Here is a 25,093-nt window from a genome sequence, read left to right on the forward strand (position 1 = left end):
GGGGGCAGGGCCGTGCTGATCTCGTGCGGGAGGCTTGCAGAAACGAGCCTCCCGCACCTTCGGACGGAAAGGCCCGACCCGCCGTGACCCAGCCGTTTCACCTGCCGGACTTCTACGTGCCCCATCCGGCACGACGGAACCCCCACCTGGAGGCCGCCCGGGTGCACACCCGGCAGTGGGCGCGGTCCTTCGGGATGCTGGAGGGTTCCGGCGTCTGGGAGCAGGAGGACCTGGACGGGCACGACTACGCGCTGCTGTGCTCGTACACGCACCCCGACTGCGACGCCGACGCGCTGGAGCTGATCACCGACTGGTACGTGTGGGTCTTCTTCTTCGACGACCACTTCCTGGAGGTCTACAAGCGGACCCAGGACCGCGAGGGCGCGCGCAGGTACCTCGACGGGCTGGCCGCGTTCATGCCGATGGACCTCGCCGACGGCTTCCCCGAGCCCGCCAACCCGGTCGAGGCCGGGCTGAAGGACCTGTGGTCGCGTACCGTGCCGGCGATGTCGATGGACTGGCGGGAACGATTCTCCGAGTCGACGCGCAACCTCCTCGACGAGTCCATGTGGGAGCTCCACAACATCAACATCGGCCGGGTGGCCAACCCGCTGGAGTACATCGAGATGCGCCGCAAGGTCGGCGGCGCCCCCTGGTCCGCCGGGCTGGTCGAGTACGTGTCCGCCGAGGTCCCGGCCCGGGTCGCGCACGCGCGTCCGCTGCAGGTGCTGCGCGACTCCTTCGCGGACGCGGTGCACATCCGCAACGACCTCTTCTCGTACCAGCGGGAGGTGGAGCAGGAGGGCGAACTGTCGAACGCCGTCCTGGTGTTGGAGACCTTCCTCGGCTGCACCACCCAGGAGGCCGCCGACCTGTCGAACGACCTGCTGACCTCGCGGCTCCAGCAGTTCGAGCACACGGCCCTCGCCGAGGTGCCCGCGATGGCCGCGCAGCAGGGCCTGCGCCCCGCCGAGGTGGCCGCCGTGCTCGCGTACGCCAAGGGGCTGCAGGACTGGCAGTCCGGCGGCCACGAGTGGCACCTGGTCTCCAGCCGCTACATGAACCGGGGCGCGCGGGGCACGGCCGGGGGTGCCGCTGCCCCGCTCACGCTGCCGTTCATGCCGAGCGGGCCGGGCACCGCCGCCGTCAACTGGCGTTCGGCGCTCACCCCGCGCTCCGTGGAGCTGCGCCGGCGCTCGTTCTCGCACGTGCCGTTCGAGAAGACGGGCCCCTCGCTGCTGCCCGACTTCCACATGCCGTTCGCGCTCACGCTCAGCCCGCACCTGGAACGGGCCCGCCGCGAACTGGTCCGCTGGTGCCGTGACATGGGGCTGCTGCGGCCGCAGATCGGTGATCCCGGCTCGGACATCTGGACCGAGGCCAAGCTGATCGGGTACGACTTCGCGCTGTGCTCGGCGGGCATCGATCCCGGCGCCACGGCGGAGCGGCTGGCCCTCAGCGCGCAGTGGCTGGCGTGGGGGACGTACGCCGACGACTACTACCCACGCGCCTTCGGCACCGTGAAGTCCCCGGCCGCCGCCCGGGCCGCGACCGACCGGCTGATCGGCATGCTGCCGGTCGGGCCGCAGGAGGCCGGCGGCGGCGAGCCGGTGACCGCCCTGGAGCGCGGCCTGAAGGACCTGTGGTCCAGGACGGTGGCGGGCATGCCGGTGCCCTCCCGCAGGGAGTTCCGGGCCCACATCACCCACATGCTGGAGAGCTGGCTCTGGGAGATCGACAACACCACGGTGAACCGGATCCCCGACCCGGTGGACTACGCGGAGATGCGGCGCCACACCTTCGGCAGCCATATGACGATGTACCTGGCCCGGCTCGGCCACGAGGACGACGGCGTCCCGCCGGAGATCCACCAGGACGGGGTGATGCGCTCGCTGGAGAGCTCGGCCGCCGACGTCGGGGCCCTCACGAACGACCTCTTCTCGTACCAGAAGGAGATCGAGGTCGAGGGCGAGGTGCACAACTACCTGCTGGTGACGCGGAACTTCCTCGGCATCACGTACGCCCAGGCGTTCGGGATCGTCTCGGACCTCCTGGAGCGGCGCACACGGGAGTTCGAGCACATCAGGGACCACCAGCTGCCGGTGCTGTGCGAGGACCGGGGGCTGGACGCTCGTGCCCGGGCCGGGCTGGACGCGTACGTACGCGATCTGGAGCGCTGGATGGCGGCCATCCTCCACTGGCACCGCAACACCCGCCGCTACCGCGACGAATCAGGTCATCCGGCACCCTGAGGGGAAGTTTCGCCCTCCGGGCGAGCCGCGCGCCGGAGAGCCATGTGCCGATCGGGACGCGCGACCCCGAGCACCTCCCTCTGCTCGTCGACGGTGCAGAGGAGAACCTGCGGCCGTCCAAGGGATTCCTGACCCGGCGCTCGTACCGGGTCGAGGTCGTCTCAGCGGCGCGGGAGTGCCGCTATCTGCTGGTTCCGGACTCCCTCGGCACCAGCCGGCTGCTGCGGGACGGGCGGCTGCTCGGCGTCTTCACATCGAGCGGCGACGGGCGCGTGTCGGCCGACTGGGAGGCGGAGGGCGCGTCCGAGCGTGCCAGGGACCCGTACGACGCGTCCGTGGGGTACGGGCTCGCTGCGGCATTCGGCACAGGTGCCGAACCGATGTGGCAGCTCACTCTGAACGCCGCGCTCAACCTGTGGCCGTGACAGAACCTCAGTCCTCCGCCGACGGCAGCAGGTGGGAGCAGGTCGAGCGTGCCACGAACGCGATGCCGTCGTAGTCCTCGGCCGGGACGAGCGGGGCGGTGTTCAAGCGGTAGAGGAACCGTTGGACGTTGGCGCCGAAGCTGCGCTGCGCGTGCGGGGCGTGCAGCCAGGGTGCGGGGTCGCCGGGGGAACCCGCGGCGCGCAGGTCCACGTAGTAGTCGCCGGGTACGGCGTGCGTGAGTCTGGCCTCCAGGGAGCGGAGGCCGGTGCCGATGCGGTGGCGGACCGGCGGGCGCTGAAGGTCGTTGCCGCGACGGGCCAGGAAGGAGCCCTTGCCGAAGAGCAGGGCCAGCGCGTAGTAGGCGTCGCCGTACCGTTCGCGGAGTCTGCTGCCGAGGGCCGGCACCTGGTCCCCGTACGTGCCCTTCGCGATGTGCCCGTTGTGTGCCCAGACCATGACGCGCGCCTCGGGGTCGTCGTCCACGAGCCGTGCGACGGCCCCGGCCATGTAGCGGTCACGCGCGGCGAGCACGCCGTCCTCGCCGGCCGGGGCTTCGAAGGGCCTGGTCACCAGGTCGGCGGCGCGGACCAGGATCCGCGCGTGTTCCAACGCCTCGTCGGCGTCGCCGCCACCGGGACCCGACCGCTCGACGTGGTCCGCGATGAGGCGGGCGATCTCCTCGGCGCGCCGCAACAGGGCCTTGTCCGGGTCTGGGAGCGAGCCCGGGCGGGCCCGCGCCAGCACGTCCAAGGCGCTCACGCGCCCGGCCTGATCGGGCGCCGTCCGGCGCAGAAAGGCGGCGACGGCCTCGACCGAGTCGGCGCAGAGCTGGGGGTCGGTTCCCACGAAGCGGATCCGGCGCCCTTCGGGCAGGTCGCGGTTGTGGGCGCGCAGCCACTCGACGAGGTCGACCATCTCGCGGGTGCGCCAGGTCCAGAAGCCGAGCCTGGCGACGAGCCGTTCGGGGGAGCCCGTGCCGTACCGGACGTACGCGTCGAGCGCGCGGGCGGCGGACTGGCTGGCCTCCATGGCGAGGGTGGTGAACCCCTCCTCACGGACCAGGAACTCCACGATGCGGTGCTTCAGCCGGAAGAACTCGCCCGTGCCGTGGGTGGATTCCCCCAGACCGACGATCCGCGTCCCCCGCAGTGCCTCGCCCAGGGGTTTCAGGTCCTCCACCGGTGCGCCGGGGGTCAGGGTACTCAACGGGTTCGCGTGCTCGTTCAGCCATCGGGCGATGTCGTCGGGCACCGTCTTGCCTCTCCTTACCGCGTGCGGGAGGGCGGCACGCGGTATTGCCCCGGCCTCTCTCACCCGTTCATGGGTCAGTTCGTCGCTTCCCGGCAGGCCGCGAGATCTCCTGGAGGTCCTGTACGGCGTCCGGTCGGCCATGCTCGGAATACACTCCCGCGACGTTGACGACAACTTCGTCCACCCCCGCCCGATCGAATTCGGCCAGCTGTGCGGCGATGTTCCCGGGCGTGCCGTAGAGGAAGACTCCGGAGTCGACGAGGGTACGGGCGCCGAGGCCCGGCGGCTGTGGGGGACGCGCAGTCCGGCGCGGCGCAGCATGTCGCAGTAGTGCGGCCCGGCGAGGTGGACGTGGGCCGCTGCGAAGGCAGCGCGGACCTCCCGGTCGTCGAGGGTGATCCCCTGAGCGATCTCCAGGCGCTGCGCCGCGTTCGGCTGGTGATGGCGGATGGCCTCGTGCATGCCTGACGCGCTACCGCTGCCGGTGCCCCCCCGTTGGTGCGTGAGGGGTCAGCTGACTCCTACAGCCAGTCGCCTTCTTGAAGATGACGTACAGGCTCGTGCAGACCACCGCCATCAGCAGGAATGCGAAGGGGTAGCCCGCCGCCCAGTGGAGTTCCGGCATGGTCTCGAAGTTCATGCCGTAGATGGTTCCCACCAACGTGGGTGCAAACAGGATGGCGGCCCAGGAGGAGATCTTCTTGAAGTCCTCGCCCTCACAGCGCTGACCTGCGGAAATCGACTGGAGAGGCGCTCTGACCTGCGGCGATCCGCCTTTCAGGCCCTTTCGCCGTGCTTCCCGTTGATGCGGCGGTCGATTCTCCCCCGCCGCTCCCCAACGGGGCTTCATTCTCCCCAGATTCTCCCCATGGCTACCGGGGGCTTCTTCGTGGGGGAGGTGGCTGACCCTGCCAGGAAATTTCCACGGGGAACTACGGCGTCCTGGTCGCCGCCTCAGTGCAGACCGGACAGTACTGTCCCCTCTCACCGAAGGTTGGTCAGTCTCACCGAACCTTGACCACTCGGCTGTTGTCTCATCGAACTTTGACCGCCGCAGGTCAAGGGCAGATCGCCCCCCGGGCCAGGCCGGCGCTACGTGGCCGGCTGACGCGCTGTCGCCTACGGCTCCCGTCCTCGAGATGGTACGGCTCGCTGTGGCCTTACGAACTCCTCTGCAAGGTCCTACCTTTGAGACATGGCAACTCGGCAGCCCGGCCCGCTGGCGGAAGTTGTGGCACCCGTGACAGCGGGGTGGCGGCTGCTGTTCGTGCCCAGCCGGGCCCGCGAGCTGGCTGTCGCGCTCGGCGCGAGCGTCATGGTCCCGCCGGTGGTCGCAGCCCCACTTCTGCTGGCCGCTCTGGTGGTCGCCGTGATCTCGGGGAGCTCACTCGTCTGGGGCGGTTTCTGGGTCCTACTGGCGCTCACGGTCGTCGCAGTGATCGTGCTCACCGTGGCCATGATGTACGTCACGGCCACCATGACGGTGCGGTGGGTCGAGCTCCGCCCCCTGGGATCTCCGGCCCAGGTCGTGATCGCCCGCTTTCTGCGTTCGTCGACCATGGCGATGGCCGATCTGCAGCGAGTCGTCGTCATCGAGCGACTCAGTCTGGGGCAGCGACAGTCGATCAAGGTGGTGCTGCATACCCGCAGCCAGACGGTGGAGTGCGAACCGGCGACGTCCGCACCGCTCTCTCGGGTCGACGCACAGGCGCTGACCAGCTGGTTGACCGAGCAACTCGGCCGGGTCCACGTGGCGGTGGAGCGCCAGACGGAGGTCAAGCGCGACTTCCTGCGTCCGGACGAGTGGTGGACCCCGTCCCACACCGCCGAGCTGTGGGGGGTATCCGTCGGCGAGGTCGACGGCATAGCCGCCCAGCGCGGCGTCGAAACCTACGGGTACACGCCCCGGGCCGCCGCGATGTACAGCCCTGGCACTTCGGTCACCGTCTACGACCCGGGCCGGGCCTACGAGGTCGCCGAAGAACTCCGCGCGGAACGAGCCGCCGGCCAGGCCGCTGACAGCACGGCAGCCCCCGGCCCGTCCGAGGACGACGCAACGGATTCCCGCTGACTCGGTCGGGCCGGTCCTGACGTGGCTCGGAGACTGCACTCCATGAGCCTGGGCAATCGCTGCCTGGCGGTCAAAGTTCGTGGCGGCGTCGAGCTGCGCCGCGCCGCCCGCACCACGACGCTGACGGAACGGGAGGCAGCATGAGTGAGCAGTCCCATCATCACCATGCCCCGCCCGCAGGCCATACCCGTCACCTGGGCGCCCAGCCAGACCGGACCCTGCGCAGGGTGCCACCAGCCGACATGCCGCTACGGCCACGGTGGGAACCCCCTGTGCAAGTCGTGCCAGCAGGCCCGGCAGGCGCAGCTCGCCCGCTCCCGACCGCGACCGATCAACCGCCACTGCCCCCCCCGATCACGCTTCTCCTCACCGACGGCCAGGAGATAGCGCGCGTACGGCTCTACGAACGCCAGCAACTCGACTCGGGGTTGTGGATGTACCGCATCGGCGTGCCGCTGTGGCAGACGAAGACCTCCACCCCCGCCCGACGCCCCTGACCCAGGGCATGTCCCCGGCCCGCCTCACCCGCCTCACCCTCTTCCCCTGACGCAGCCGCTCCCTCCTGAAGTCGAGCCCTTTCAGCCACGCCCGCCTTCGAAGCCGGGGTCTGGCACATCCAGCCTCGAAGGCCCGGCAAAGCCGGCCGGGCATCTGGGGCAGCGCCCAAGGAAACCCGGCTTCGAAAGCGTCAGCGGGCCGGGGGCGTCCACGGCTGGGGGACGTGGCCCAGGCGGACGCGTTGGGGGTGGTCGCCCACCGGGACGGAGACCCGCTTCGTGCCCGTGGCGAAGTCGATCGCGGTGACCCGGTCCGAGCCGCTCTCCGAGATCACGCACGCGGTGCCGTCCCCGTTGACGGTGGCCCAGTACGGCTTGTCCGCCGGGACGAGGGGGCCTTCGGTGAGGGTGGCCCGGTCCACGACCACCGCGTAGCCGTCCATCGTGCCGGCCACGCACAGCCGCGAGCCGTCCGGGCTCATGGACATCCCGTGGTGGCGCGAGTCGTTGACCCAGGTGGTCCGGTCCGTACTGGTGGCCGGGTTCTGCGGCAGCGTCTTGACCCGGGTGACCCGGTCCGCAGCCACGTCGTACTCCACGAAGCCGTTGAAGAACGACACCTGGAAGTACAGCTTCGACTCGTCCGGGCCGAACGCCATCGGCCGCACCGCATCCGAGAGGTCCGAGCGCCCGGCCGCGTCCAGCCGCTCCCGCATGTCGATCACCCGGACCGTCCGGAAGGTCTGCGCATCCACGACCGTGATCTTGCGGTCGCCCTTCGTCCAGTCCAGCCAGGGCGCGTCCAACGCGGAGGTCACGTCCCCGATGGAGCTGTTCCACAGGTAGCGCCCGTCCCGGCTGAAGGTGTTCTCGTGCGGCTTGTCCCCCGTCGGGAAGGAGCCGACCTGCCGGCCGGTCGCGATGTCGAGGACGTGCACCGTGTTGGCGGTGGACGCGGAGACCGCGACGCGGGTGCCGTCCGGGGAGACCGCCATGTGGTCGGAGCGGTAGCCGGCGACCGGGAAGCGCCAGTTGATCCGCCCGGTCCGGACGTCGATGGAGACCACGTCGGCGAAGCTGGGCCGGGAGGCGACCACGGCGGAACCGTCCGGGGTGGTGTACATGTCGTCGACGAACTGGTCGTGGCCCTCGCCGGCGGTGGCCCGGATCCCGAGGAAGTAGCCCAGTCTGACGGGGTTGAGGTAGATCTCCCGCAGCCGCTCCTCCTTGTCGGGGATCACGTCGATCCGGCCGAGCCGCTCCATGTTCCCCGTGGAGGCCAGCACGTCGGCGGTGCCCTCCCAGTTGTTGCCGACGAACAGCACCTCCTGCAAGGCAGCGGCAGGGGAAGCGGCAGCGGCCGGCTCCGCCGGCCCCGGTGCCGGGCCCGCCGCGAGCGTGGCCGCGGCCAGCGCGCACACGGCGAGCAGCGTGCGGACGGGGGTGCGTACGGTCGCGGTCCGGGACATCCGCTCAACTCCACTACGGGCAGGCGCTGTTACCGGCCGGTAAAATAGGGGGAACAGCGAAAGGGCGCAAGCCTCACGGCTGCGCCCTTTTCCACGACGTACCTTGCGACGCCGGGTGCGGCGTCAGTGGCTACGCCCTTCCCGCTGCCCTCTTCAAGCCACCGAGCCGATCCTGCCGATCACCGTGTTCGAGGTGTCGGGGTGGATCGGGATGTGCGCACCGGTCAGGGCCGCGCCCGAGCCGCCGCGACGGTTGGCGACGATCTCGGCGGCGATGGACAGCGCGGTCTCCTCCGGGGAGCGGGCGCCGAGGTCCAGGCCGATCGGGGAGCGCAGGCGGGCGAGTTCGAGCTCGCTCACGCCGACCTCGCGCAGCCGCCGGTTGCGGTCCTCGTGGGTGCGGCGCGAGCCCATCGCGCCGACGTACGCGACGGGGAGCCTCAGGGCCAGTTCGAGGAGCGGGACGTCGAACTTGGCGTCGTGGGTGAGCACGCACAGGACGGTCCGGCCGTCGACCTCAGTGCTCTCCAGGTAGCGGTGCGGCCAGTCGACGACGATCTCGTCCGCCTCGGGGAAACGGTTCTTCGTCGCGAACACGGGCCGCGCGTCGCACAGCGTCACGTGGTACCCGAGGAACTTGCCGATCCGCACCAGGGCGGAGGCGAAGTCGATCGCCCCGAAGACGATCATCCGCGGCGGCGGAACGCTGGACTCGACCAGCACCTTCAGCGGCTCTCCGCAGAGCCGGCCGTCCGCGCCGATCTCCAGGACACCGGTCTTGCCGGCGTCGAGCATGGCGCGGGCCTCCTCGGCGATGGTCCGGTCGAGCTCGGGGTGGCCGCCGAAGCCGCCCTCGAAGCCGCCTTCGCCGCGGACGAGCACGACGCGGCCCTTGAGCTCGGCCGGGCCCTCCGCGATCCGGGCCACGGCGGCCGCCTCACCGCGGGCGGCCGCGGCCAGCGCGGCCTCGAACACCTCCCGGGCCGGGGAGCCGGCGTGGACCGGGGTGACGAGGATGTCGATGATGCCGCCGCAGGTCAGACCCACGGCGAAGGCGTCGTCGTCGCTGTAGCCGAAGCGCTCCTGGACGGTCTCGCCGTCCTCCAGCGCCTGCCGGCACAGCTCGTACACCGCGCCCTCCACGCATCCGCCGGAAACCGAACCGATGGCCGTGCCCTCGCCGTCGACGGCGAGCGCGGCTCCGGGCTGCCGGGGTGCGCTCCCGCCGACCGCCACGACGGTGGCGACTGCGAAATCACGTCCCTGCTCGACCCACCGGTTCAGTTCTTCGGCGATGTCCAGCATTGCGGCCTCCTCGGAGAGGTTCGGATTCCAGTATCGGATGCGTGGAGGGTCAGGTCCCGGTACGGGTGTCGATCACACCCGTACCGGCCACACCTGCCCGGCTTACTTCACCCCGAGCCACGCCTCGATCGGGTGGAGGGCGAAGAAGATCAGGAAGACCCCGGTCAGCACCCACATGAAGGCGCCGATCTCGCGGGCCTTGCCCTGAGCGATCTTGATGGCCACGTACGAGAGGACACCGGCGGCGACGCCCGGCGTGATCGAGTACGTGAAGGGCATGATCACCACGGTCAGGAAGACCGGGATGGCGGTGGCGCTGTCGGCCCAGTCCACGTGGCGGGCGTTCTGCATCATCATCGCGCCGATGACCACCAGTGCCGCGGAGGCGACCTCACCCGGGACGATCTGCGTGATCGGGGTGAAGAAGAGGCAGGCGGCGAAGAGCAGGCCGCTGACGACGGAGGCGAGGCCCGTGCGGGCGCCCTCGCCGACGCCGGTGGCGGACTCGACGAAGACCGTCTGGCCGGAGCCGCCGGTCAGGCCGCCGATGGCACCGCCGGCACCGTCGATGAACAGGGCCTTGGACAGGCCCGGCATGCGGCCCTTGTCGTCGGCGAGCTTGGCCTCGGTGCCGACGCCGATGATGGTGGCCATCGCGTCGAAGAAGCCGGCCAGCACCAGGGTGAAGACGATCATGCCGACGGTCATGACGCCGACGTCGCCCCAGCCGCCGAACTCGACCTTGCCGAAGAGCGAGAAGTCGGGCATCGAGACGGCCGAGCCCTCCAGGACCGGGGCGCCGTTGCGCCAGGCCTTGGGGTCGATGTCCGCGACGGCGTTCAGGATGGCGGCGAGGACGGTACCGCCGACGATGCCGATCAGGATGGCGCCGGGGATCTTGCGGGCCTGCAGCATGAAGATGGTGAGCAGGGTGACGCAGAAGATCAGGACGGGCCAGCCGGCGAGCTCGCCGATGGAGCCCAGCTGGACCGGGGGACCGAACTCGGAGCCCTTGCCGACGAAGCCGGCCTTCACGAGACCGATCAGGGCGACGAACATGCCGATGCCCATGGTGATCGCGTGCTTGAGCGCGAGTGGGATCGCGTTCATGATCATCTCACGGAGGCCGGTGACGACCAGGAGACAGATCACGACGCCGTACATGACGCACATGCCCATGGCCTGCGGCCAGGTCATCTGCGGGGCGACCTGCGAGGAGATCACGCCGGAGACGGAGAGTCCGGCGGCGAGCACGAGCGGGACCTTGCCGATGAAGCCCATGAGCAGCGTGGTCAGGGCGGCGGCGAAGGCGGTGGCCGTGATCAGAGCCTTCTGGCTCATGGTGTCCCCGGCGACGTCCTTGCCGGAGAGGATCAGGGGGTTGAGCAGGAGGATGTACGCCATCGCCATGAAGGTCGTGACGCCGCCACGAATCTCATTGCCGATGTTCGACCCTCTATGGGTGATGTGAAAGTACCGGTCGAGCCAAGAACGCCCGGCGGGGGTACGAGAGCCGTCCCCGGCCTCTTCCGCGCTGGTCTTGGGCTCCACAGACGACTGGGTCATGGTGCCTAACTCCCAAGGTTCAAAGGGGCACCCGCATGAAGATTGGGGATCGCGGGATTTGGGAAATGCCGTTCGGCTGCACGACCCGGGGTGACGGCCCGAGGCGACGCGAATTGCTTACTGCGTGTACTGCGGGTACTGCGGGGGTTCTGCGGTACTGATCTGCGGTACATGGCGGCGCCGGGGTGCCGGTGCCGCCGGTCCTGCTTTTTCGGGGGTACTGCCCGGGGGGACGGACCGCGAGCGGTGCGGTGGCCGTGGCCCCGGACTTCGAGCTCCGGGCGGTGTGGCTGAAAGTGTGACGTTCCGCTGTCACACCGCCCGGAGAGTCCGGTGTCCGGAGGCCGCCGTGCGGCCCCCGGAGGACGCCGTCCTAGAGGGTGCCGGTGAGGGCTTCCGGACGGATCGGCGTCTTGTTGAGCTCCAGACCGGTCGCCTGCCGGATCGCCGCGAGGACGGCCGGGGTGGACGACAGGGTCGGGGCCTCGCCGAGACCGCGCAGACCGTACGGCGCGTTCGGGTCGGCGAGCTCCAGGACGTCGACCGGGATGGTCGGGGTGTCGAGGATGGTCGGGATCAGGTAGTCCGTGAAGGAGGGGTTGCGCACCTTCGCGGTCTTCGGGTCCACGATGATCTCCTCCATGACGGCCACGCCGAGGCCCTGGGTGGTACCACCCTGGATCTGGCCGACCACGGAGAGCATGTTGAGCGCCTTGCCCACGTCCTGGGCGGTCGCCAGCTCGATGACCTTGACGAGGCCGAGCTCGGTGTCCACCTCGACGACCGCGCGGTGCGCGGCGAAGGTGTACTGGACGTGGCCGTCGCCCTGGCCGGTGACCAGGTCGAACGCGACGGTCGGGCGGTGGCGGAACTCGAGTTCGAGGTCGATGGCCTCGTCCTCGAGGATGTCGGCGATGTCCGCGAGGACCTCGCCTCCGTCGGTGACGACCTTGCCGGCCTCCAGGAGGAGCTCCGCGTGGGCCCACGCCGGGTGGTAGGAGCCGTTCTTGCGGCGGCCCATCTCCAGCAGCGCCTCGCGCACGGCCTCACAGGTGTTCTTCACCGCACCACCGGTCATGTACGTCTGCCGCGAGGCGGACGTCGAACCGGCGGAGCCGACCTGGGTGTCGGCCGGGTGGATGGTCACCTGGGTGACGCCGAGCTCCGTACGGGCGATCTGGGCGTGCACGGTGACACCGCCCTGGCCGACCTCCGCCATGGCCGTGTGGACCATCGCGACGGGCTCGCCGTTGATGACCTCCAGGCGCACGCGGGCGGTGGAGTAGTCGTCGAAGCCCTCGGAGAAGCCGACGTTCTTGATGCCGACCGCGTAGCCGACGCCGCGGACGACGCCCTCGCCGTGCGTGGTGTTGGACAGGCCGCCCGGCAGGGCGCGCAGGTCCGCGGCCTCGCCGGCGGTCTCCCACTGGCGCTCCGGCGGGAGCGGGCGCTCCTTGACCCGGCGCAGCAGCTCGGCGACGGGCGCCGGGGAGTCCACGACCTGGCCGGTGGGCATGATCGTGCCCTGCTCCATGGCGTTGAGCTGACGGAACTCGACCGGGTCCATGCCCAGCTTCGCCGCGAGCTTGTCCATCTGGGCCTCGTACGCGAAGCAGGCCTGGACGGCGCCGAAGCCGCGCATGGCGCCGCAGGGCGGGTTGTTCGTGTAGAGGGCGATGGCCTCGATGTTCACGTCGTCGATGACGTACGGGCCCACCGAGAGGGAGGACGCGTTGCCGACGACGGCCGGGGAGGCGGAGGCGTAGGCGCCGCCGTCGAGCACGATCCGGCACTTCATGTGCGTGATCTTGCCGTCCTTGGTGGCACCGTGCTCGTACCAGAGCTTCGCCGGGTGGCGGTGCACGTGGCCGAAGAAGGACTCGAACCGGTTGTAGACCATCTTGACCGGCTTGTTGGTCGCCAGGGCCAGGAGGCACGCGTGGATCTGCATCGAGATGTCCTCGCGGCCGCCGAAGGCGCCGCCGACGCCGGAGAGCGTCATGCGGACCTTCTCCTCGGGCAGGCCGAGGACGGGGGCGATCTGCTTGAGGTCCGAGTGCAGCCACTGGGTGGCGACGTAGAGGTCGACGCCGCCGTCCTCGCCGGGTACGGCCAGGCCGGACTCGGGGCCGAGGAAGGCCTGGTCCTGCATGCCGAAGGTGTACTCGCCGGTGACGATCACGTCGGCGCGCTTGGCGGCCTCGTCCGCGTCGCCGCGGATGATCGGCTGGCGGTGCACGATGTTCGGGTGCGGGACGTGGCCGGAGTGGTGGTCGTCGCGGCCCGGGTGGATCAGGATCGCGTCCTCGGCGAGGGCGGAGGCCTCGTCGGTGACGAGCGGGAGCTCCTTGAAGTCGATCTTGATCTTGGCGGCGGCGCGGCGGGCGGTCTCCGGGTGGTCGGCCGCCACGAGGGCGATCGGCTCACCGTGGTGGCGTACGCGGCCGTTGGCCAGGACGGGGGTGTCCTGGATCTCCAGACCGTAGTTCTTCATCTCCGCGGGCAGGTCCGCGTAGGTGAGGACGGAGTAGACGCCGGGCATGGCCAGCGCCTCGGAGATGTCGATGCTCTCGATCTCGGCGTGGGCGATCGGGCTGCGCAGGGTCTGGCCCCACAGCATGTCCTCGTGCCACATGTCCGAGGAGTACGCGAACTCGCCGGTGACCTTCAGGGTGCCGTCCGGGCGGAGCGTGGACTCGCCGATGCCGCCCTTGGTGTGCTTCTGGGTGACGTTGGTCGGCGTACCGGAGGGCGCGGTGCGGGTGTTGGCCATGGTCAGACCGCCTCTCCCTGGCGGGCGGCCGCCAGGCGGACCGCGTCGAGGATCTTCTCGTAGCCCGTGCAGCGGCAGAGGTTGCCGGACAGGGCCTCACGGATGTCCTGGTCGGACGGGGACGGGTTGCTCTCCAGCAGCGCGTCGGCCTGGACCAGCAGACCCGGGGTGCAGAAACCGCACTGGACCGCGCCGGCGTCGATGAACGCCTGCTGGATGTTGGAGAGCTCCACGCCCTCGCCGGTCTGGGAGTCGGTGCCCTTGGCGGACCACTGCTTGGCCTCGTCGGTGGAGACGCCCTTGGCGCCGCCGCACGCGCCGGTGCCGCAGGAGTGGCCGTGCTCCTCGCGCTGCTTGGCGAAGTCGGCCAGGCCCTCGACGGTCACGACGTCGCGGCCCTCGACCTGGCCGGCGGCGACCAGACAGGAGCAGACCGGCACGCCGTCGAGGCGGACGGTGCAGGAACCGCACTCGCCCTGCTCGCAGGCGTTCTTCGAGCCGGGCAGGCCCAGGCGCTCACGCAGGACGTAGAGGAGGGACTCGCCCTCCCAGACGTCGTCGGCTTCCTGCGGACGACCGTTGACAGTGAAATTGACGCGCATGGTTACGCAGCCCCTTCAAGCGAGCGGCCGTTCGTGCCGCGGTACTGCTCCCACGTCCAGACGAGCTGGCGGCGAGCCAGGATGCCGACCGCGTGACGGCGGTACTTCGCCGTGCCACGGACGTCGTCGATCGGGTTGCACGCGCCGGAGGCGAGCTCACCGAACTGCTTGGCGATCGACGGGGTGATGACCTTGCCGCTGTCCCAGAAGCCGCCCTCTTCGAGCGCGGCGTTCAGGAACTCCTCGGCGGCCTTCGCCCGGACCGGGGTCGGGGCGGCGGAACCGATGCCCGTACGCACGGTGCGGGTGTCGGGGTGCAGGGCGAGGCCGAAGCCGCAGACCGCGATGACCATCGCGTTGCGCGTGCCGACCTTCGAGTACTGCTGGGGGCCCGTGGCGTTCTTGATGTGGACCGACTTGATGAGCTCGTCGGCGGCGAGCGCGTTGCGCTTGACGCCGGTGTAGAACTCGTCGATCGGGATCAGGCGGGAGCCGCGGACGGACTCGACCTCGACCTCGCAGCCGGCGGCGAGGAGGGCGGGGTGGGAGTCACCGGCGGGCGAGGCGCAACCGAGGTTGCCGCCGACGCCGCCGCGGTTGCGGATCTGCGGGGACGCGACCGTGTGCGAGGCGAGCGCGAGACCCGGCAGCGTGCCGCGCAGGTTCTCCATGATCTGGGTGTACGGAACGGAGGCGCCGAGCTTGGTGACCTCCTCGCCTACCTCCCACTCCCGCAGCAGTTCGATGCGGTTGAGGTCGAGGAGGTACTCCGGACGGCGGTGGTCGAAATTGATCTCGACCATGATGTCGGTGCCACCCGCAATCGGCACAGCTGTGGGGTACTCGGCCTTGGCGGCGAGTGCCTCCTCCCAGCTGGCGGGGCGAAGGAAGTCCATGTGCGGCTCTCTTCTTGTAATCGGGTCGTTCACTTCAAGCCAGGAGGCCGAAGGGCCCTCGACTGGTCGTTCACGTGCTGTTAACGCGGTGTGGAGCCAGTACACAAGCCCTCCCGCCCCCGGGTGCAGTCACCGAAACCATGAAGGAGTTGGCTGGCGCCCTCCCTCGTCTTGTAGATTCGTATGAAAGGCAGGATGCAACGACCTGCCCGATTTCCAACGGCAACATTCGAGACAGATCGGCGGCGACACCATGCGGCTGCGCGCACTGCTGGAAACCGAGGCGCTGGGGCTGCGGCTGCTGGGCGGCGAGGAAGAACTCGACCGGACGGTCCGCGGCGTCATGACGACCGACCTGAGGGATCCCAGCCGATACCTCACCGGGGGCGAACTCGTCCTCACTGGCCTGGCGTGGCGAAGAAATTCAGCCGACTCCGAGCCGTTCGTACGAATCCTTGCGAGCGCGGGCGTGGCCGGCCTCGCGGCGGGCGAGGCGGAGCTGGGAGACATCCCCGACGATCTCGTTTCGGCCTGCCGGCGCAACCGGCTCCCGCTATTCGCCGTGAACGAAGACGTTGCATTCGCCACGATCACCGAGTACGTGGTGAGGCAGGTCTCCGGGGAGCGTGCGGGCGACCTCGCGGCCGTCGTCGACCGCCACCGCCGCCTGATGACCTCGGGCCCCGCGGGCGGTGGGCCGGACGTGGTGCTCGATCTGCTCACCACCGACCTCGATCTGCGTGCCTGGGTGCTGTCCCCCACAGGCCGGCAGATCGCCGGAGCGGGCGAACCCCTGGCGCCGGGCATCTGTGCGGCACTGGCCGGCGAGCACCTCGCGGCGGTCCGCACCGGGCGCAGGGGCCCGCACCGGATCTCCATCCAGGGTATTACCTACTCCCTCTTCCCGATCAGGGGAGCCGGGCGCGGCCCGGGCGCTCCGGGCGGCCGTGACGTGCGCGAAAGCGTCCTGTCGGACTGGCTGCTGGCCGTCGAGGCCGACGCGAGCGACTGGCCCGCGGAGCGGCTGGACCTGCTCCAGGGCGTGACCCAGCTGATCGCCGTCGAGCGGGACCGGCGCGACGCCGCCCGCACGGTGCGCCGCCGCCTGGCGCAGGAGGTGCTGGAGCTGGTCCAGACGGGTGCCCCGCCCGCCGAGATCGCCGCCCGCCTGCGGGTCGCGGCCCCGGTGCTGCTGCCCGGGCTGGGCACCGCCCCGCACTGGCAGGTCGTCGTGGCCCGGGTGGACTGGGAGGGCGGGGACATCCCCGGCGGCCCGGTGGCCCAGTCGCTGCTGGAGGAGATCCTGGTCGACCCGTCCGTCTCGGGGCCGGAGCCCTCGGACCGGATCGCGGTCGCCCACGCCGGCGACGAGGCCATCGCCCTCGTGCCGCTGCCGGCGGCGCCCGGCGAGGCCGGGGAGGAGCGGGGCCCGGAGTCCGCGCTGCACGCCGACGAGCTGCTCGCCACCGTACGGGAGCCGCTGCAGGCGGGCCTGGCCGACGACGGGCGGCTCACCCTGGGCGTCAGCGCCGCCGTGCACTCCGCCGAGGGGCTGCGCGGTGCGCTGGAGGAGGCCCGGCACGCCCGCCGGGTCGCCGCGGCGCGCCCGGGCCGGGTGTGCGCGGCCGGCCACCACGAGCTGGCCTCGCACGTGCTGCTGCTGCCGTTCGTCCCGGACGACGTGCGCCGGGCCTTCACGGCCCGCCTGCTGGACCCGCTGCGGGACTACGACCGGCGCCACCGCGCCGAGCTGATCCCGACGCTGGAGGCGTTCCTCGACTGCGACGGCTCCTGGACGCGGTGCGCGACCCGGCTGCACCTGCACGTCAACACGCTGCGTTACCGTGTCGGGCGAATCGAGCAGTTGACGGCGCGGGACCTGTCCCGCCTGGAGGACAAGCTCGACTTCTTCCTGGCACTGCGCATGAGCTGAGGAGTTCCGGCCAAGGGGGCCGAAGCGGGCCCTGACGAGGTGTCCGGACTTTGTGAAAGAGTTCACCCGACCCCTTGGCCGAAGCAGCCGATCCGTGCTCTCATTTCGCCCCAGGGCTCAACGACGTGCTGCTTGGTTGCTTTGGGGAGGGCAATGTGGCGGAGACCGCCATGTCCGGCACCGGAACCACCGGGGGAGACGACCCCCTCCAGCGGGCGATATGGCGGCTGCGGTCGCGCGGTTGTTGGACCGACGCGGCAGCCCTGCTGACGCCCCACCAGGACGACGCCGGCGCTGCCGTGCAGCGGACCGCGCTGCTGGTCGAGCGGTGCCTGTTCACGGGTCAGGGCTGGGCGGAGGCGGAGGACGCGCTGCGGGTCGCGGAGGCGGTGGCCGGCGACGACGACGAGCGGGGCGCGGCCGCCTGCGAGCGGGGGCAGCTGGCGTACGCCGCCACGGTGCTCGGGGTGCGGGACCGGGCCGACGAGGCCCGCTCCGCCCTCGGCCGGGCCGCGGCCCTGCTGTCCCCCGGGTCGCGGACCCGGCCGCTGCTGGACTTCCGCCGGGGCCTGGTCGCCGAGCACCTCGGCGATGCCCCGCAGTCCGCGCGGCCCGCGTACCGGCGCGCCCACGCGGGGGCCGCGGCGCACGGGGACACGCTGCTGCTGTCCTTCACCTGGCGGCACCTGGCCGCGCTCGCGCTGCGGGACGGGGAGGTCGCCGAGGCCCGCAAGGGCTTCGCCGAGTCCCTGCGGATCCGGGAGGAGCTGGGGTTCCTGATCGGCACGGCGCCGGCGCTGGCCGCCTTGGCCGAGGTGGAGCCGGAACCGGAGGCGGGCCGCCTCCGCGCCGAGGCCCGCCGCCTGTTCCACCTCCTGGGCGGCATCCCCACGTGGCTGGAAGACCGCCTCCACCCCACCCCGGCCACCTGACGACCCCGCCTCCGCCCATCCCGGCCCCGCCACCCTTCGAAGCCGGGCCGGCAAATCCAGCCAGCCCTGCTGTCGGAGCCGGGGTCCGGTAAATCCCGCCTCGCCCTCGCCGTCGAAGCGGGGGTCGGGAAAATCAGCCCCGCCGGCGGGGCTGGATGTGCCGGCCCCGTCACAGACGTCGGCGGAAGCCGGGATGGCAGAGCCCCGGGCGTACGGGTCGGCGAAGCCGGTCGGGCTTCTGGGGATCCGCCCCAGACCCCGCGCCTCAAACGCCGGTGGGGCTGGAGTTGCCGGACCCCCGTCACAGACATCGGCGGAAGGTGGCAAAGCCCCGGGCGCCACGCGTCGGCGGAGTGGGGTGGGCTGCCGGGGTCAGGCCGGGGCGGTGGTGAAGTGGGTGTGGAGTAGGGACTCCGCGGTCGGGAGGTCGGCCGTGATCAGGGCCTCCAGCAGGGCCACGTGCTCCGCCGCATCCGCGACCAGCGCCGCCCGCCCGGGCCGCGGCAGACCGGGGAGCGGCCACTGGGAGCGCCGGTGGAGCTCCCCGGCCACCTCGACCAGCTGGTCGTTCCCCCCGAGGGCGAGCACCTCGCGGTGGAACGCCCGGTCGGCATCCGCGTACCCCGCAAGGTCACCGGCGGCCGCGGCCTCGGCGGTGGCGGCCGCCGCCGGCCGCAGGGCCGCCCAGGCCTCGGCCGGGACCGTACGGGCCAGCCGCAGCATGACCGGGACCTCCAGCAGCGCGCGGACCTCGACCAGCTCGGCGTAGGCGCGCGGCGTACGGACCAGGACGCGGAAGCCCCGGTTCGGCAGGCACTCCACGGCCCCCTCGATCGCCAGCTGCTGCATCGCCTCGCGCACGGGCGTGGCGGAGACGCCGAAGCGCTCGCCCAGGGCCGGGCCGGAGTAGATCTCCCCCGGCACCAGCTCGCCGTCGACGAGCGCGGCGCGCAGCGCGTCGAGCACCTGGCGGCGCACGGAATGGCGCAGCACCTTCTGCGTCGGGATCAGCGCCGACACCCCGGTGGGGGCCGCTTCGCGCACTCGGTCCTCCTGAGGGGTTCGGGCCTGTCGGGAGGATAGTTGAATCGGCCGCCGAAGTGGGGACAAGGCGGTACAGGTCACGCACCCCGGCCGCATCAGCGGGCGCAGGCCGCGGTACGCGCTGCGGTGGCGCAGCGCCGCGAAGCCGTACGGGCCAGCCCTGGGCCGTGACCGGGCGAGAGGGAGCGGACCGCCGCCGAGCCGGAGGCTCCCGCGCCGCCACCCCGCCCCGACCCGCCGCCGCCGCCGCCGGAACGACACGGTACGGCTCCATCGGCACATCCACTCCTTCGCCGAGCGAACCCACCCGTCCTGATGACCGTAATCGAACACAACTCCCGCCACCCGAGCGGCAGTTCGACACACAACACCCTATCCGGCGGGCCCCGCCCCCCGATGGCGTCCACTTGCCCCGAAACCCGCGTGCCGAGGCGATCTCCTGCGCCACCATGGCCCCGGTAGGCCGCATACGCGAGGCAAAGGCAAGGGACATCCGCATGAGACTGACCGACATATCGCTGGACTGGCTGCTGCCCGGCAGCCTGTTGATCCTGGGCGTGCTTGCGGCAGTTGCGGTACTGGCCCGGGGCAAGCGCGAGGGCGACAAGGCCGCGGCCGACGACTCCTGGGAGCGCAGCGAGGAGCGCAGGCGGCGCAAGGAGGCCGTCTACGGAACCGCCTCCTACGTGCTGCTCTTCTGCTGCGCGGCCGTGGCCGCCGCGCTCTCCTTCCACGGGCTGGTCGGCTTCGGCCGGCAGAACCTCAACCTCTCCGGCGGCTGGGAGTACCTGGTCCCGTTCGGCCTCGACGGCGCCGCCATGTTCTGCTCGGTGCTCGCCGTCCGCGAGGCCAGCCACGGCGACGCGGCCCTCGGCTCCCGCATGCTGGTCTGGCTGTTCGCGGGGGCCGCGGCCTGGTTCAACTGGGTCCACGCCCCGAGGGGCATGGGCCACGACGGCGCCCCGCAGTTCTTCGCCGGCATGTCGCTGTCGGCGGCCGTCCTCTTCGACCGGGCCCTGAAGCAGACCCGCCGGGCGGCACTGCGCGAGCAGGGCCTGATCCCGCGCCCGCTCCCGCAGATCCGCATGGTCCGCTGGCTGAGGGCGCCCCGGGAGACCTTCGGCGCATGGTCGCTCATGCTGCTGGAGGGCGTCCGCACCCTCGACGAGGCCGTCGAGGAGGTACGGGAGGACAAGCGGGAGAAGGAGCAGGACCGCCACCGCCGGCGCGACCAGAACCGGCTGAACCGGGCCCGCCTCAAGGCGCTGGGCCGGCAGAACCGGGCCTTCGGCCGCTCCCGAGGCCGCCAGGTCGACCTGCCGGGACTGACCTCAGCAGCGGGCTCCGCGCCGGCCGGCGCGGAGCCGGCCATAGTCGAACAGGTACAGCTGCCCACCCCGCGCCCCCGCCGCTCCCTGCAGGCCGTGAGCGGACCGGACACCGCTGAGGTGACCGGTCCGCGTACCGTCGACCTCACGGCCGAGGACGACACCCAGACCATCCCCCGACTCGACTCACTGGAACGCAAACTCAAGGACCTGGAGCAGCAGTTCGGCTGAGCAGCACCCCTGTCCTGCCCCGGAGGGCCCGCGCGTCAGGCGGGCCCTCCGTCGTGGCCGGGCCCTGCGTCGCCCGCCCCCTCCAAGGCTCCGAAGGCTCCGTCCAGTTCGAACCACACCACCTTCCCCCCGCCCGGCGCGACCGCGTCCACGCCCCACGCGTCGGCGAGCCCCTGCACCAGCAGCAGCCCCCGGCCGTGCGTACCGTCGTCGGCGGTCGGTACGTACGGCCGGATCCGGCCCGCGGCGTAGTCCCGGACCTCCACCCGCAGCCTCGTCGGGGTGAGGGTCGCGGCCACCTCCGCCCCCTGGTCGGTGTGGACGAGGGCGTTGGTGACGAGCTCCGTGATCAGGAGCTCGGCCACCTCGGCGGTATCGGCCCGGCACCGGTGGCGCATCAGCTCCCGCAGTGCCTTGCGGACCTCGCCCACGGCCTTGAGGTCCGCCCGGCGCACGCTGCGGGTGACCGCCCGCACGGCCTGCCCCGCCGCTCCCGGCGCCCCCGTCGCCGCTGCCGCTGCCGCTGCCGACCCCGACGGCTCCCGCGCCACGGGCCGGCCTCTCCTCGACGGCTTCCCGGTCTTCGCCCCCACCCGCACGGCGATGTACCTCCCCCGTGTCCCACAGCTCTCGAACAGGTCTACGGGATGCATGCCCGCCGGGGCATTCCGCACTCCTGCGGGGTTACGGGCGCGGCACGTTGCGCAGGTTGGATCTGGCCATCTGGATCATCCGGCCCACTCCCCCGTCCAGCACGATCTTGCTGGCCGATAGTGCGAAACCGGTCACCATCTCGGCGCTGATCTTCGGCGGAATGGACAGTGCGTTGGGGTCGGTCACCACGTCCACGAGAGCGGGCCCCTTGTGCTTCAACGCGTCCTTCAAAGCGCCGCTGAGCTGCTTGGGTTTCTCCACGCGCACCCCGTATGCGCCCGCCGCGCGGGCGATGGCCGCGAAATCCGGGTTGTGGTACGTGGTTCCGTACGAAGGAAGGCCGGAAACCAGCATCTCCAACTCGACCATTCCGAGTGAGGAGTTGTTGAACAGGACTACTTTGACGGGCAGGTCGTACTGCACCAGGGTGAGGAAATCTCCCATCAGCATCGAGAAACCACCGTCGCCGGACATCGACACCACTTGACGGCCCCGGTCGGTGAACTGCGCCCCGATGGCCTGCGGGAGGGCATTGGCCATGGAGCCGTGGCTGAAGGACCCGATGATGCGCCGCCGGCCGTTCGGGGAAAGATAACGCGCCGCCCATACATTGCACATGCCGGTGTCGACGGTGAACACCGCGTCGTCGTCCGCCAGTTCGTCGAGGACGGCGGCGACGTACTCCGGGTGGATCGGGGTGTGCTTCTCCACCTTCCGCGTGTACGCCCTGACGACGCCCTCCAGGGCGTCCGCGTGCTTCTTCAGCATGCGGTCCAGGAATCGGCGGTCCGTCTTGGGCCGTACGCGGGAGTTCAGGGCGCGCAGGGTGGCCCGTACGTCGCCCCAGACGGCGAGGTCGAGCTGCGAGCGGCGGCCGAGGTGCTCGGGGCGGATGTCCACCTGGACGATCTTCACGTCGTCCGGCAGGAACGCGTGGTACGGGAAGTCGGTGCCGAGGAGGATCAGCAGGTCGCACTCGTGCGTGGCCTCGTAGGCGGCGCCGTAGCCGAGCAGCCCGCTCATGCCCACGTCGTACGGATTGTCGTACTGGATCCATTCCTTGCCGCGCAGGGCGTGCCCGACGGGGGCCTTGACCAGGCCCGCGAACTCCATGACCTCGGCGTGCGCGCCGGCGGTGCCGCTGCCGCAGAAGAGCGTGACCCGGTCGGCGTCGTCCACCAGCCGGACCAGCCGGTCGATCTCCTCGTCGCCGGGCCGGACCGTCGGCCGGGAGGTGACCAGGGCGTGCTCGACCGGCTTGTCGGGGGCGGGCAGGGCGGCGATGTCGCCGGGCAGGGACACCACGCTCACCCCGCTGCGGCCGACGGCGTGCTGGACGGCGGTCTGCAGCAGCCGGGGCATCTGGCGGGGGTTGGAGATCAACTCGCTGTAGTGGCTGCACTCGCGGAACAGCTGGTCGGGGTGGGTCTCCTGGAAGTAGCCGAGGCCGATCTCGCCGGAGGGGATGTGGGAGGCGAGGGCGAGGACGGGGGCCATGGAGCGGTGGGCGTCGTACAGGCCGTTGATCAGGTGCAGGTTGCCGGGGCCGCAGGAGCCGGCGCAGGCGGCCAGCGTGCCGGTGATCTGGGCCTCGGCGCCGGCCGCGAACGCGGCGGTCTCCTCGTGGCGGACCTGGATCCAGTCGATGCCGCCGGTGCGGCGGATCGCGTCGACGACGGGGTTCAGGCTGTCGCCGACGACCCCGTACACGCGGCGGACGCCCGCGCGGACGAGGATGTCGACGAACTGCTCCGCCACGTTCTGCTTGGCCATGGGTCCATCCACGCACGGCCGGGGGGATCGCGCCTGTCGGTTACGCCTTCACGCCTCCCAGACGGCGGCGGCCGTGCGGTCGTCGGCGTAGCCCTTGACGCGGAGCTGGGTGTCGGCGAGGAAGGCGGCGAGGCCGGGCGGCTCGGCGCCGGACCAGCGGGCGGCGAGCTCGGCCGGGAGCAGTTCCTCCTCCCGCATCGGGTCGGCCAGCCCGCCGGAGCAGAGCAGCAGGGTGTCACCGGGCCGGGCGACGGCCGCCCGGAAGCGGAAGCCCGGGCCGGGGGCGGGGTCGAGGTCGGGGTCGGGGTCGGGGTCGGGGTCGGCCGTCGCCTCCGTCGGCTCGAGGTCCTGCCACTGGCCGGCCCGCAGCCGGAACAGCCCGCCCGGGCCCGCGCCGAAGCAGACCCTGGTCCGGCACTCGGGGTCGATCGGCAGCAGCAGGACGCGCAGGCCGGCGGTGTACTCGTCCTCCCCGTGGCCGAGCTCGGCGGCGCGGACCCGCAGCCGGCCGTAGGCGCGGTCGGTGAGCCGCTGGAGCCCGGAGTGCAGGGCGTCGCGGCGGCCGGCCCGGATGTCGTCGGCGAGCCGCTGCCGGCTGCGGCCGACGGCGGCGGCGACCCCCCGGCACACCTCGGCGGCGGCCTCGGCGGCCGCGGCGGCGGCGCGGTCACCGCCGGCCAGGGCCACGAGGACGAGGGCGTCGTCACCGCTGCCGAAGCGGGCGGTGAGCAGGAAGTCCCGGCGGGCCTCGGCGCGGTAGCGGGCGGAGTCGCCGCGCACCGAGGCGGCGCGCAGGGTGAACGCCCCGTGGCGGGCGCCGTCCAGGACGGTGTCCGGGACCAGCTCGTCCAGCGCGCCCGGCTCGGCCGCCGGCAGTCCCCCGGGCTCGGCGGCGTAGGTGGGCGCCCGGTCCCCGACGTACCCCACGACGGGCCGCTCCGGGGGGACGGGCGGAGCCGGCGGGGCCGTCGGTACGGCGTGCGCCGGTGGCGCGGGCGGCGCGCCGGGCACGGCCACGGCTCCCGGCCGTTCCGGCCGTTCCGGCCCGGCCGGCGGCCGCGGTCCGTCGGCCACCACGGGCGGCACGGTCACGTGCCCCAGCCCGTACCCGGTCGCCCCGGCCTCCCGCGGATCCCGGGGCACGCCGCGGCCCCCGGGCGGTACGGAGCCGGCTCCGGCCGGGGCGGACGGTGGAGGTTCGACGTCGGCGCCGCCGGCCCCCGGCACCCCCGGGGCCGCAGGCCCCGCCGGCGCCTGCGGCCATGCGGGGGCGGCATCCGGCGTCCCGGGCGGTTCCGCGGAGCCACCCCGGGGCCCGGCCCCCGGAGCGGACACCGCCGGGTCGGCCGACGGCTTCGACCACCAGGGCAGGTCGCCCGGCTCGGGCCCCCGGTCCGGCTGCGGGGGGATCAGCGGCCGCCGGGTCGCTTCCGGCTCCGGCCCCGGGGCAGTCGGCCTCGCCCCTCGCGGCGGGTGCGGCTCGCGCCCCGGAGGGGTCGTCAGGGAGGCCGCCGAGTGGTAGCGGCTGTCCAGCGTGTCCCCCGGGTCGAGCGGCGGGACCGCTTCCGGTTCCTCGTACAGCTTCTGCCACCAGTCGTCCGCGCCCTGCTGACTCATGCGGCTATTCTCCGCACGCGGTCGGGGCGGAAAACGCGGAATACACGAAAAGGGGTCCCCCGCCCGCATCTCTCGCATACATTGCCGACCCCCGGAAGCCCGTACGGATTCCCAGCCCCGCCGGGAAGCACGGGAAGCAGGGGCGGGCCGCCCCAGCCTCGCCGCGCCGACCGAGCCGCGATGTCCGGGCCCGAGCCCCAGGCAACCCCGACCCCGCCGACCTTCAAAGCCGGGGCCCGGTCATCCCAGCCCCGCCGGCGTTTGAGGCGCGGAGTCTGGGGCGGCGCCCCAGGCAGCCCCGGCCCCGCCGACCTTCGAATCCGGGGCCCGGCAAGTCCAGCCTCGCCGGCGTTTGAGGCGCGGGGTTTGGGGCGGCGCCCCAAGGAACCCGGCTCCGCCGGGCAGCCGGCGCCGCCCCGCCCCCCCCCCCCCGCCGGCGGGGGGGGGATCGGCGGGGGCGGGGGGGGGGGGCC

18 protein-coding genes and 1 pseudogene are annotated in these 25,093 nt (G+C 72.0%); 7 read left to right on the forward strand and 12 right to left on the reverse strand.

Features of this window, described 5'->3' with window-relative positions:
• Positions 1–83 precede the first annotated feature (83 nt).
• Both AB0F11_RS27300 and AB0F11_RS27305 read left to right on the forward strand, forming a co-directional pair.
• On the forward strand, positions 84–2,252 hold the full coding sequence (locus tag AB0F11_RS27300) for a germacradienol/geosmin synthase (protein WP_362178921.1): 2,169 nt from the start codon (positions 84–86) through the stop codon (positions 2,250–2,252).
• A gap of 44 nt (positions 2,253–2,296) precedes the next feature.
• Positions 2,297–2,677, forward strand: a complete 381-nt coding sequence (locus tag AB0F11_RS27305; RefSeq protein WP_362178924.1) for a hypothetical protein — start codon at positions 2,297–2,299, stop codon at positions 2,675–2,677.
• Positions 2,678–2,684: 7 nt separating this feature from the next.
• Here the strand turns inward: AB0F11_RS27305 and AB0F11_RS27310 are convergent, their stop codons facing one another.
• Positions 2,685–3,929 carry an erythromycin esterase family protein gene (locus AB0F11_RS27310; protein WP_362178926.1) on the reverse strand — a complete coding sequence of 415 codons (1,245 nt, stop codon included), beginning with the start codon at positions 3,927–3,929 and terminating at the stop codon, positions 2,685–2,687.
• A 288-nt stretch (positions 3,930–4,217) separates the two neighbouring features.
• On the opposite strand from AB0F11_RS27310, the gene AB0F11_RS27315 reads away from it, so the two are divergent.
• Entirely contained in the window at positions 4,218–4,397 is a 180-nt protein-coding gene (locus AB0F11_RS27315) for a hypothetical protein (protein WP_362178929.1), read from the forward strand.
• A gap of 4 nt (positions 4,398–4,401) precedes the next feature.
• Here AB0F11_RS27315 and AB0F11_RS27320 read toward each other — a convergent pair.
• Positions 4,402–4,641: pseudogene (locus AB0F11_RS27320) on the reverse strand (CorA family divalent cation transporter); the annotation flags it as partial.
• A gap of 483 nt (positions 4,642–5,124) precedes the next feature.
• On the opposite strand from AB0F11_RS27320, the gene AB0F11_RS27325 reads away from it, so the two are divergent.
• Complete coding sequence (locus tag AB0F11_RS27325) at positions 5,125–6,000, forward strand: hypothetical protein (protein WP_362178931.1); 876 nt, start codon at positions 5,125–5,127, stop codon at positions 5,998–6,000.
• A 688-nt stretch (positions 6,001–6,688) separates the two neighbouring features.
• On the opposite strand, the gene AB0F11_RS27330 is transcribed toward AB0F11_RS27325, so the two are convergent.
• The 6 genes from AB0F11_RS27330 to AB0F11_RS27355 form a co-directional block, all read right to left on the reverse strand.
• Positions 6,689–7,966, reverse strand: coding sequence for a YncE family protein (locus tag AB0F11_RS27330; protein ID WP_362178934.1), 1,278 nt, complete (start codon positions 7,964–7,966; stop codon positions 6,689–6,691).
• 153 nt (positions 7,967–8,119) lie between these two features.
• Positions 8,120–9,271 carry an XdhC/CoxI family protein gene (locus AB0F11_RS27335; RefSeq protein ID WP_362178937.1) on the reverse strand — a complete coding sequence of 384 codons (1,152 nt, stop codon included), beginning with the start codon at positions 9,269–9,271 and terminating at the stop codon, positions 8,120–8,122.
• 102 nt (positions 9,272–9,373) lie between these two features.
• Positions 9,374–10,837: an NCS2 family permease gene (locus AB0F11_RS27340; RefSeq protein WP_362178940.1), complete on the reverse strand. Its 1,464-nt coding sequence runs from the start codon at positions 10,835–10,837 to the stop codon at positions 9,374–9,376.
• 373 nt (positions 10,838–11,210) lie between these two features.
• Entirely contained in the window at positions 11,211–13,610 is a 2,400-nt protein-coding gene (pucD, locus tag AB0F11_RS27345) for a xanthine dehydrogenase subunit D (protein ID WP_362178943.1), read from the reverse strand.
• 2 nt (positions 13,611–13,612) lie between these two features.
• Positions 13,613–14,212, reverse strand: a complete 600-nt coding sequence (locus AB0F11_RS27350; protein WP_361918958.1) for a (2Fe-2S)-binding protein — start codon at positions 14,210–14,212, stop codon at positions 13,613–13,615.
• 2 nt (positions 14,213–14,214) lie between these two features.
• Positions 14,215–15,108: an FAD binding domain-containing protein gene (locus AB0F11_RS27355; protein ID WP_362178946.1), complete on the reverse strand. Its 894-nt coding sequence runs from the start codon at positions 15,106–15,108 to the stop codon at positions 14,215–14,217.
• A gap of 253 nt (positions 15,109–15,361) precedes the next feature.
• Between AB0F11_RS27355 and AB0F11_RS27360 the strand changes: the two genes are divergently transcribed.
• Together AB0F11_RS27360 and AB0F11_RS27365 are read left to right on the forward strand one after the other, a co-directional pair.
• Positions 15,362–17,041 carry a PucR family transcriptional regulator ligand-binding domain-containing protein gene (locus tag AB0F11_RS27360; protein WP_362178949.1) on the forward strand — a complete coding sequence of 560 codons (1,680 nt, stop codon included), beginning with the start codon at positions 15,362–15,364 and terminating at the stop codon, positions 17,039–17,041.
• Between the two features lie 170 nt (positions 17,042–17,211).
• On the forward strand, positions 17,212–17,973 hold the full coding sequence (locus AB0F11_RS27365) for a hypothetical protein (protein WP_362178952.1): 762 nt from the start codon (positions 17,212–17,214) through the stop codon (positions 17,971–17,973).
• Positions 17,974–18,345: 372 nt separating this feature from the next.
• On the opposite strand, the gene AB0F11_RS27370 is transcribed toward AB0F11_RS27365, so the two are convergent.
• Positions 18,346–19,017, reverse strand: a complete 672-nt coding sequence (locus tag AB0F11_RS27370) for a GntR family transcriptional regulator (RefSeq protein WP_362178955.1) — start codon at positions 19,015–19,017, stop codon at positions 18,346–18,348.
• A 497-nt stretch (positions 19,018–19,514) separates the two neighbouring features.
• Between AB0F11_RS27370 and AB0F11_RS27375 the strand changes: the two genes are divergently transcribed.
• Positions 19,515–20,576 carry a DUF2637 domain-containing protein gene (locus AB0F11_RS27375; RefSeq protein WP_362178957.1) on the forward strand — a complete coding sequence of 354 codons (1,062 nt, stop codon included), beginning with the start codon at positions 19,515–19,517 and terminating at the stop codon, positions 20,574–20,576.
• Positions 20,577–20,611: 35 nt separating this feature from the next.
• On the opposite strand, the gene AB0F11_RS27380 is transcribed toward AB0F11_RS27375, so the two are convergent.
• From AB0F11_RS27380 to AB0F11_RS27390, 3 genes are all read right to left on the reverse strand, one after another.
• The gene (locus AB0F11_RS27380; RefSeq protein WP_362178968.1) at positions 20,612–21,052 is read right to left on the reverse strand and encodes an ATP-binding protein; all 441 of its coding nucleotides are present in this window, start codon (positions 21,050–21,052) and stop codon (positions 20,612–20,614) included.
• Between the two features lie 208 nt (positions 21,053–21,260).
• Positions 21,261–23,003 carry a pyruvate dehydrogenase gene (locus tag AB0F11_RS27385; protein ID WP_362178960.1) on the reverse strand — a complete coding sequence of 581 codons (1,743 nt, stop codon included), beginning with the start codon at positions 23,001–23,003 and terminating at the stop codon, positions 21,261–21,263.
• Between the two features lie 48 nt (positions 23,004–23,051).
• Positions 23,052–24,620, reverse strand: coding sequence for a protein phosphatase 2C domain-containing protein (locus tag AB0F11_RS27390; protein WP_362178962.1), 1,569 nt, complete (start codon positions 24,618–24,620; stop codon positions 23,052–23,054).
• Positions 24,621–25,093 lie beyond the last annotated feature (473 nt).

The sequence above is a fragment of the Streptomyces sp. NPDC032472 genome (assembly GCF_040636955.1).
Taxonomy (GTDB): Bacteria; Actinomycetota; Actinomycetes; order Streptomycetales; family Streptomycetaceae; genus Streptomyces.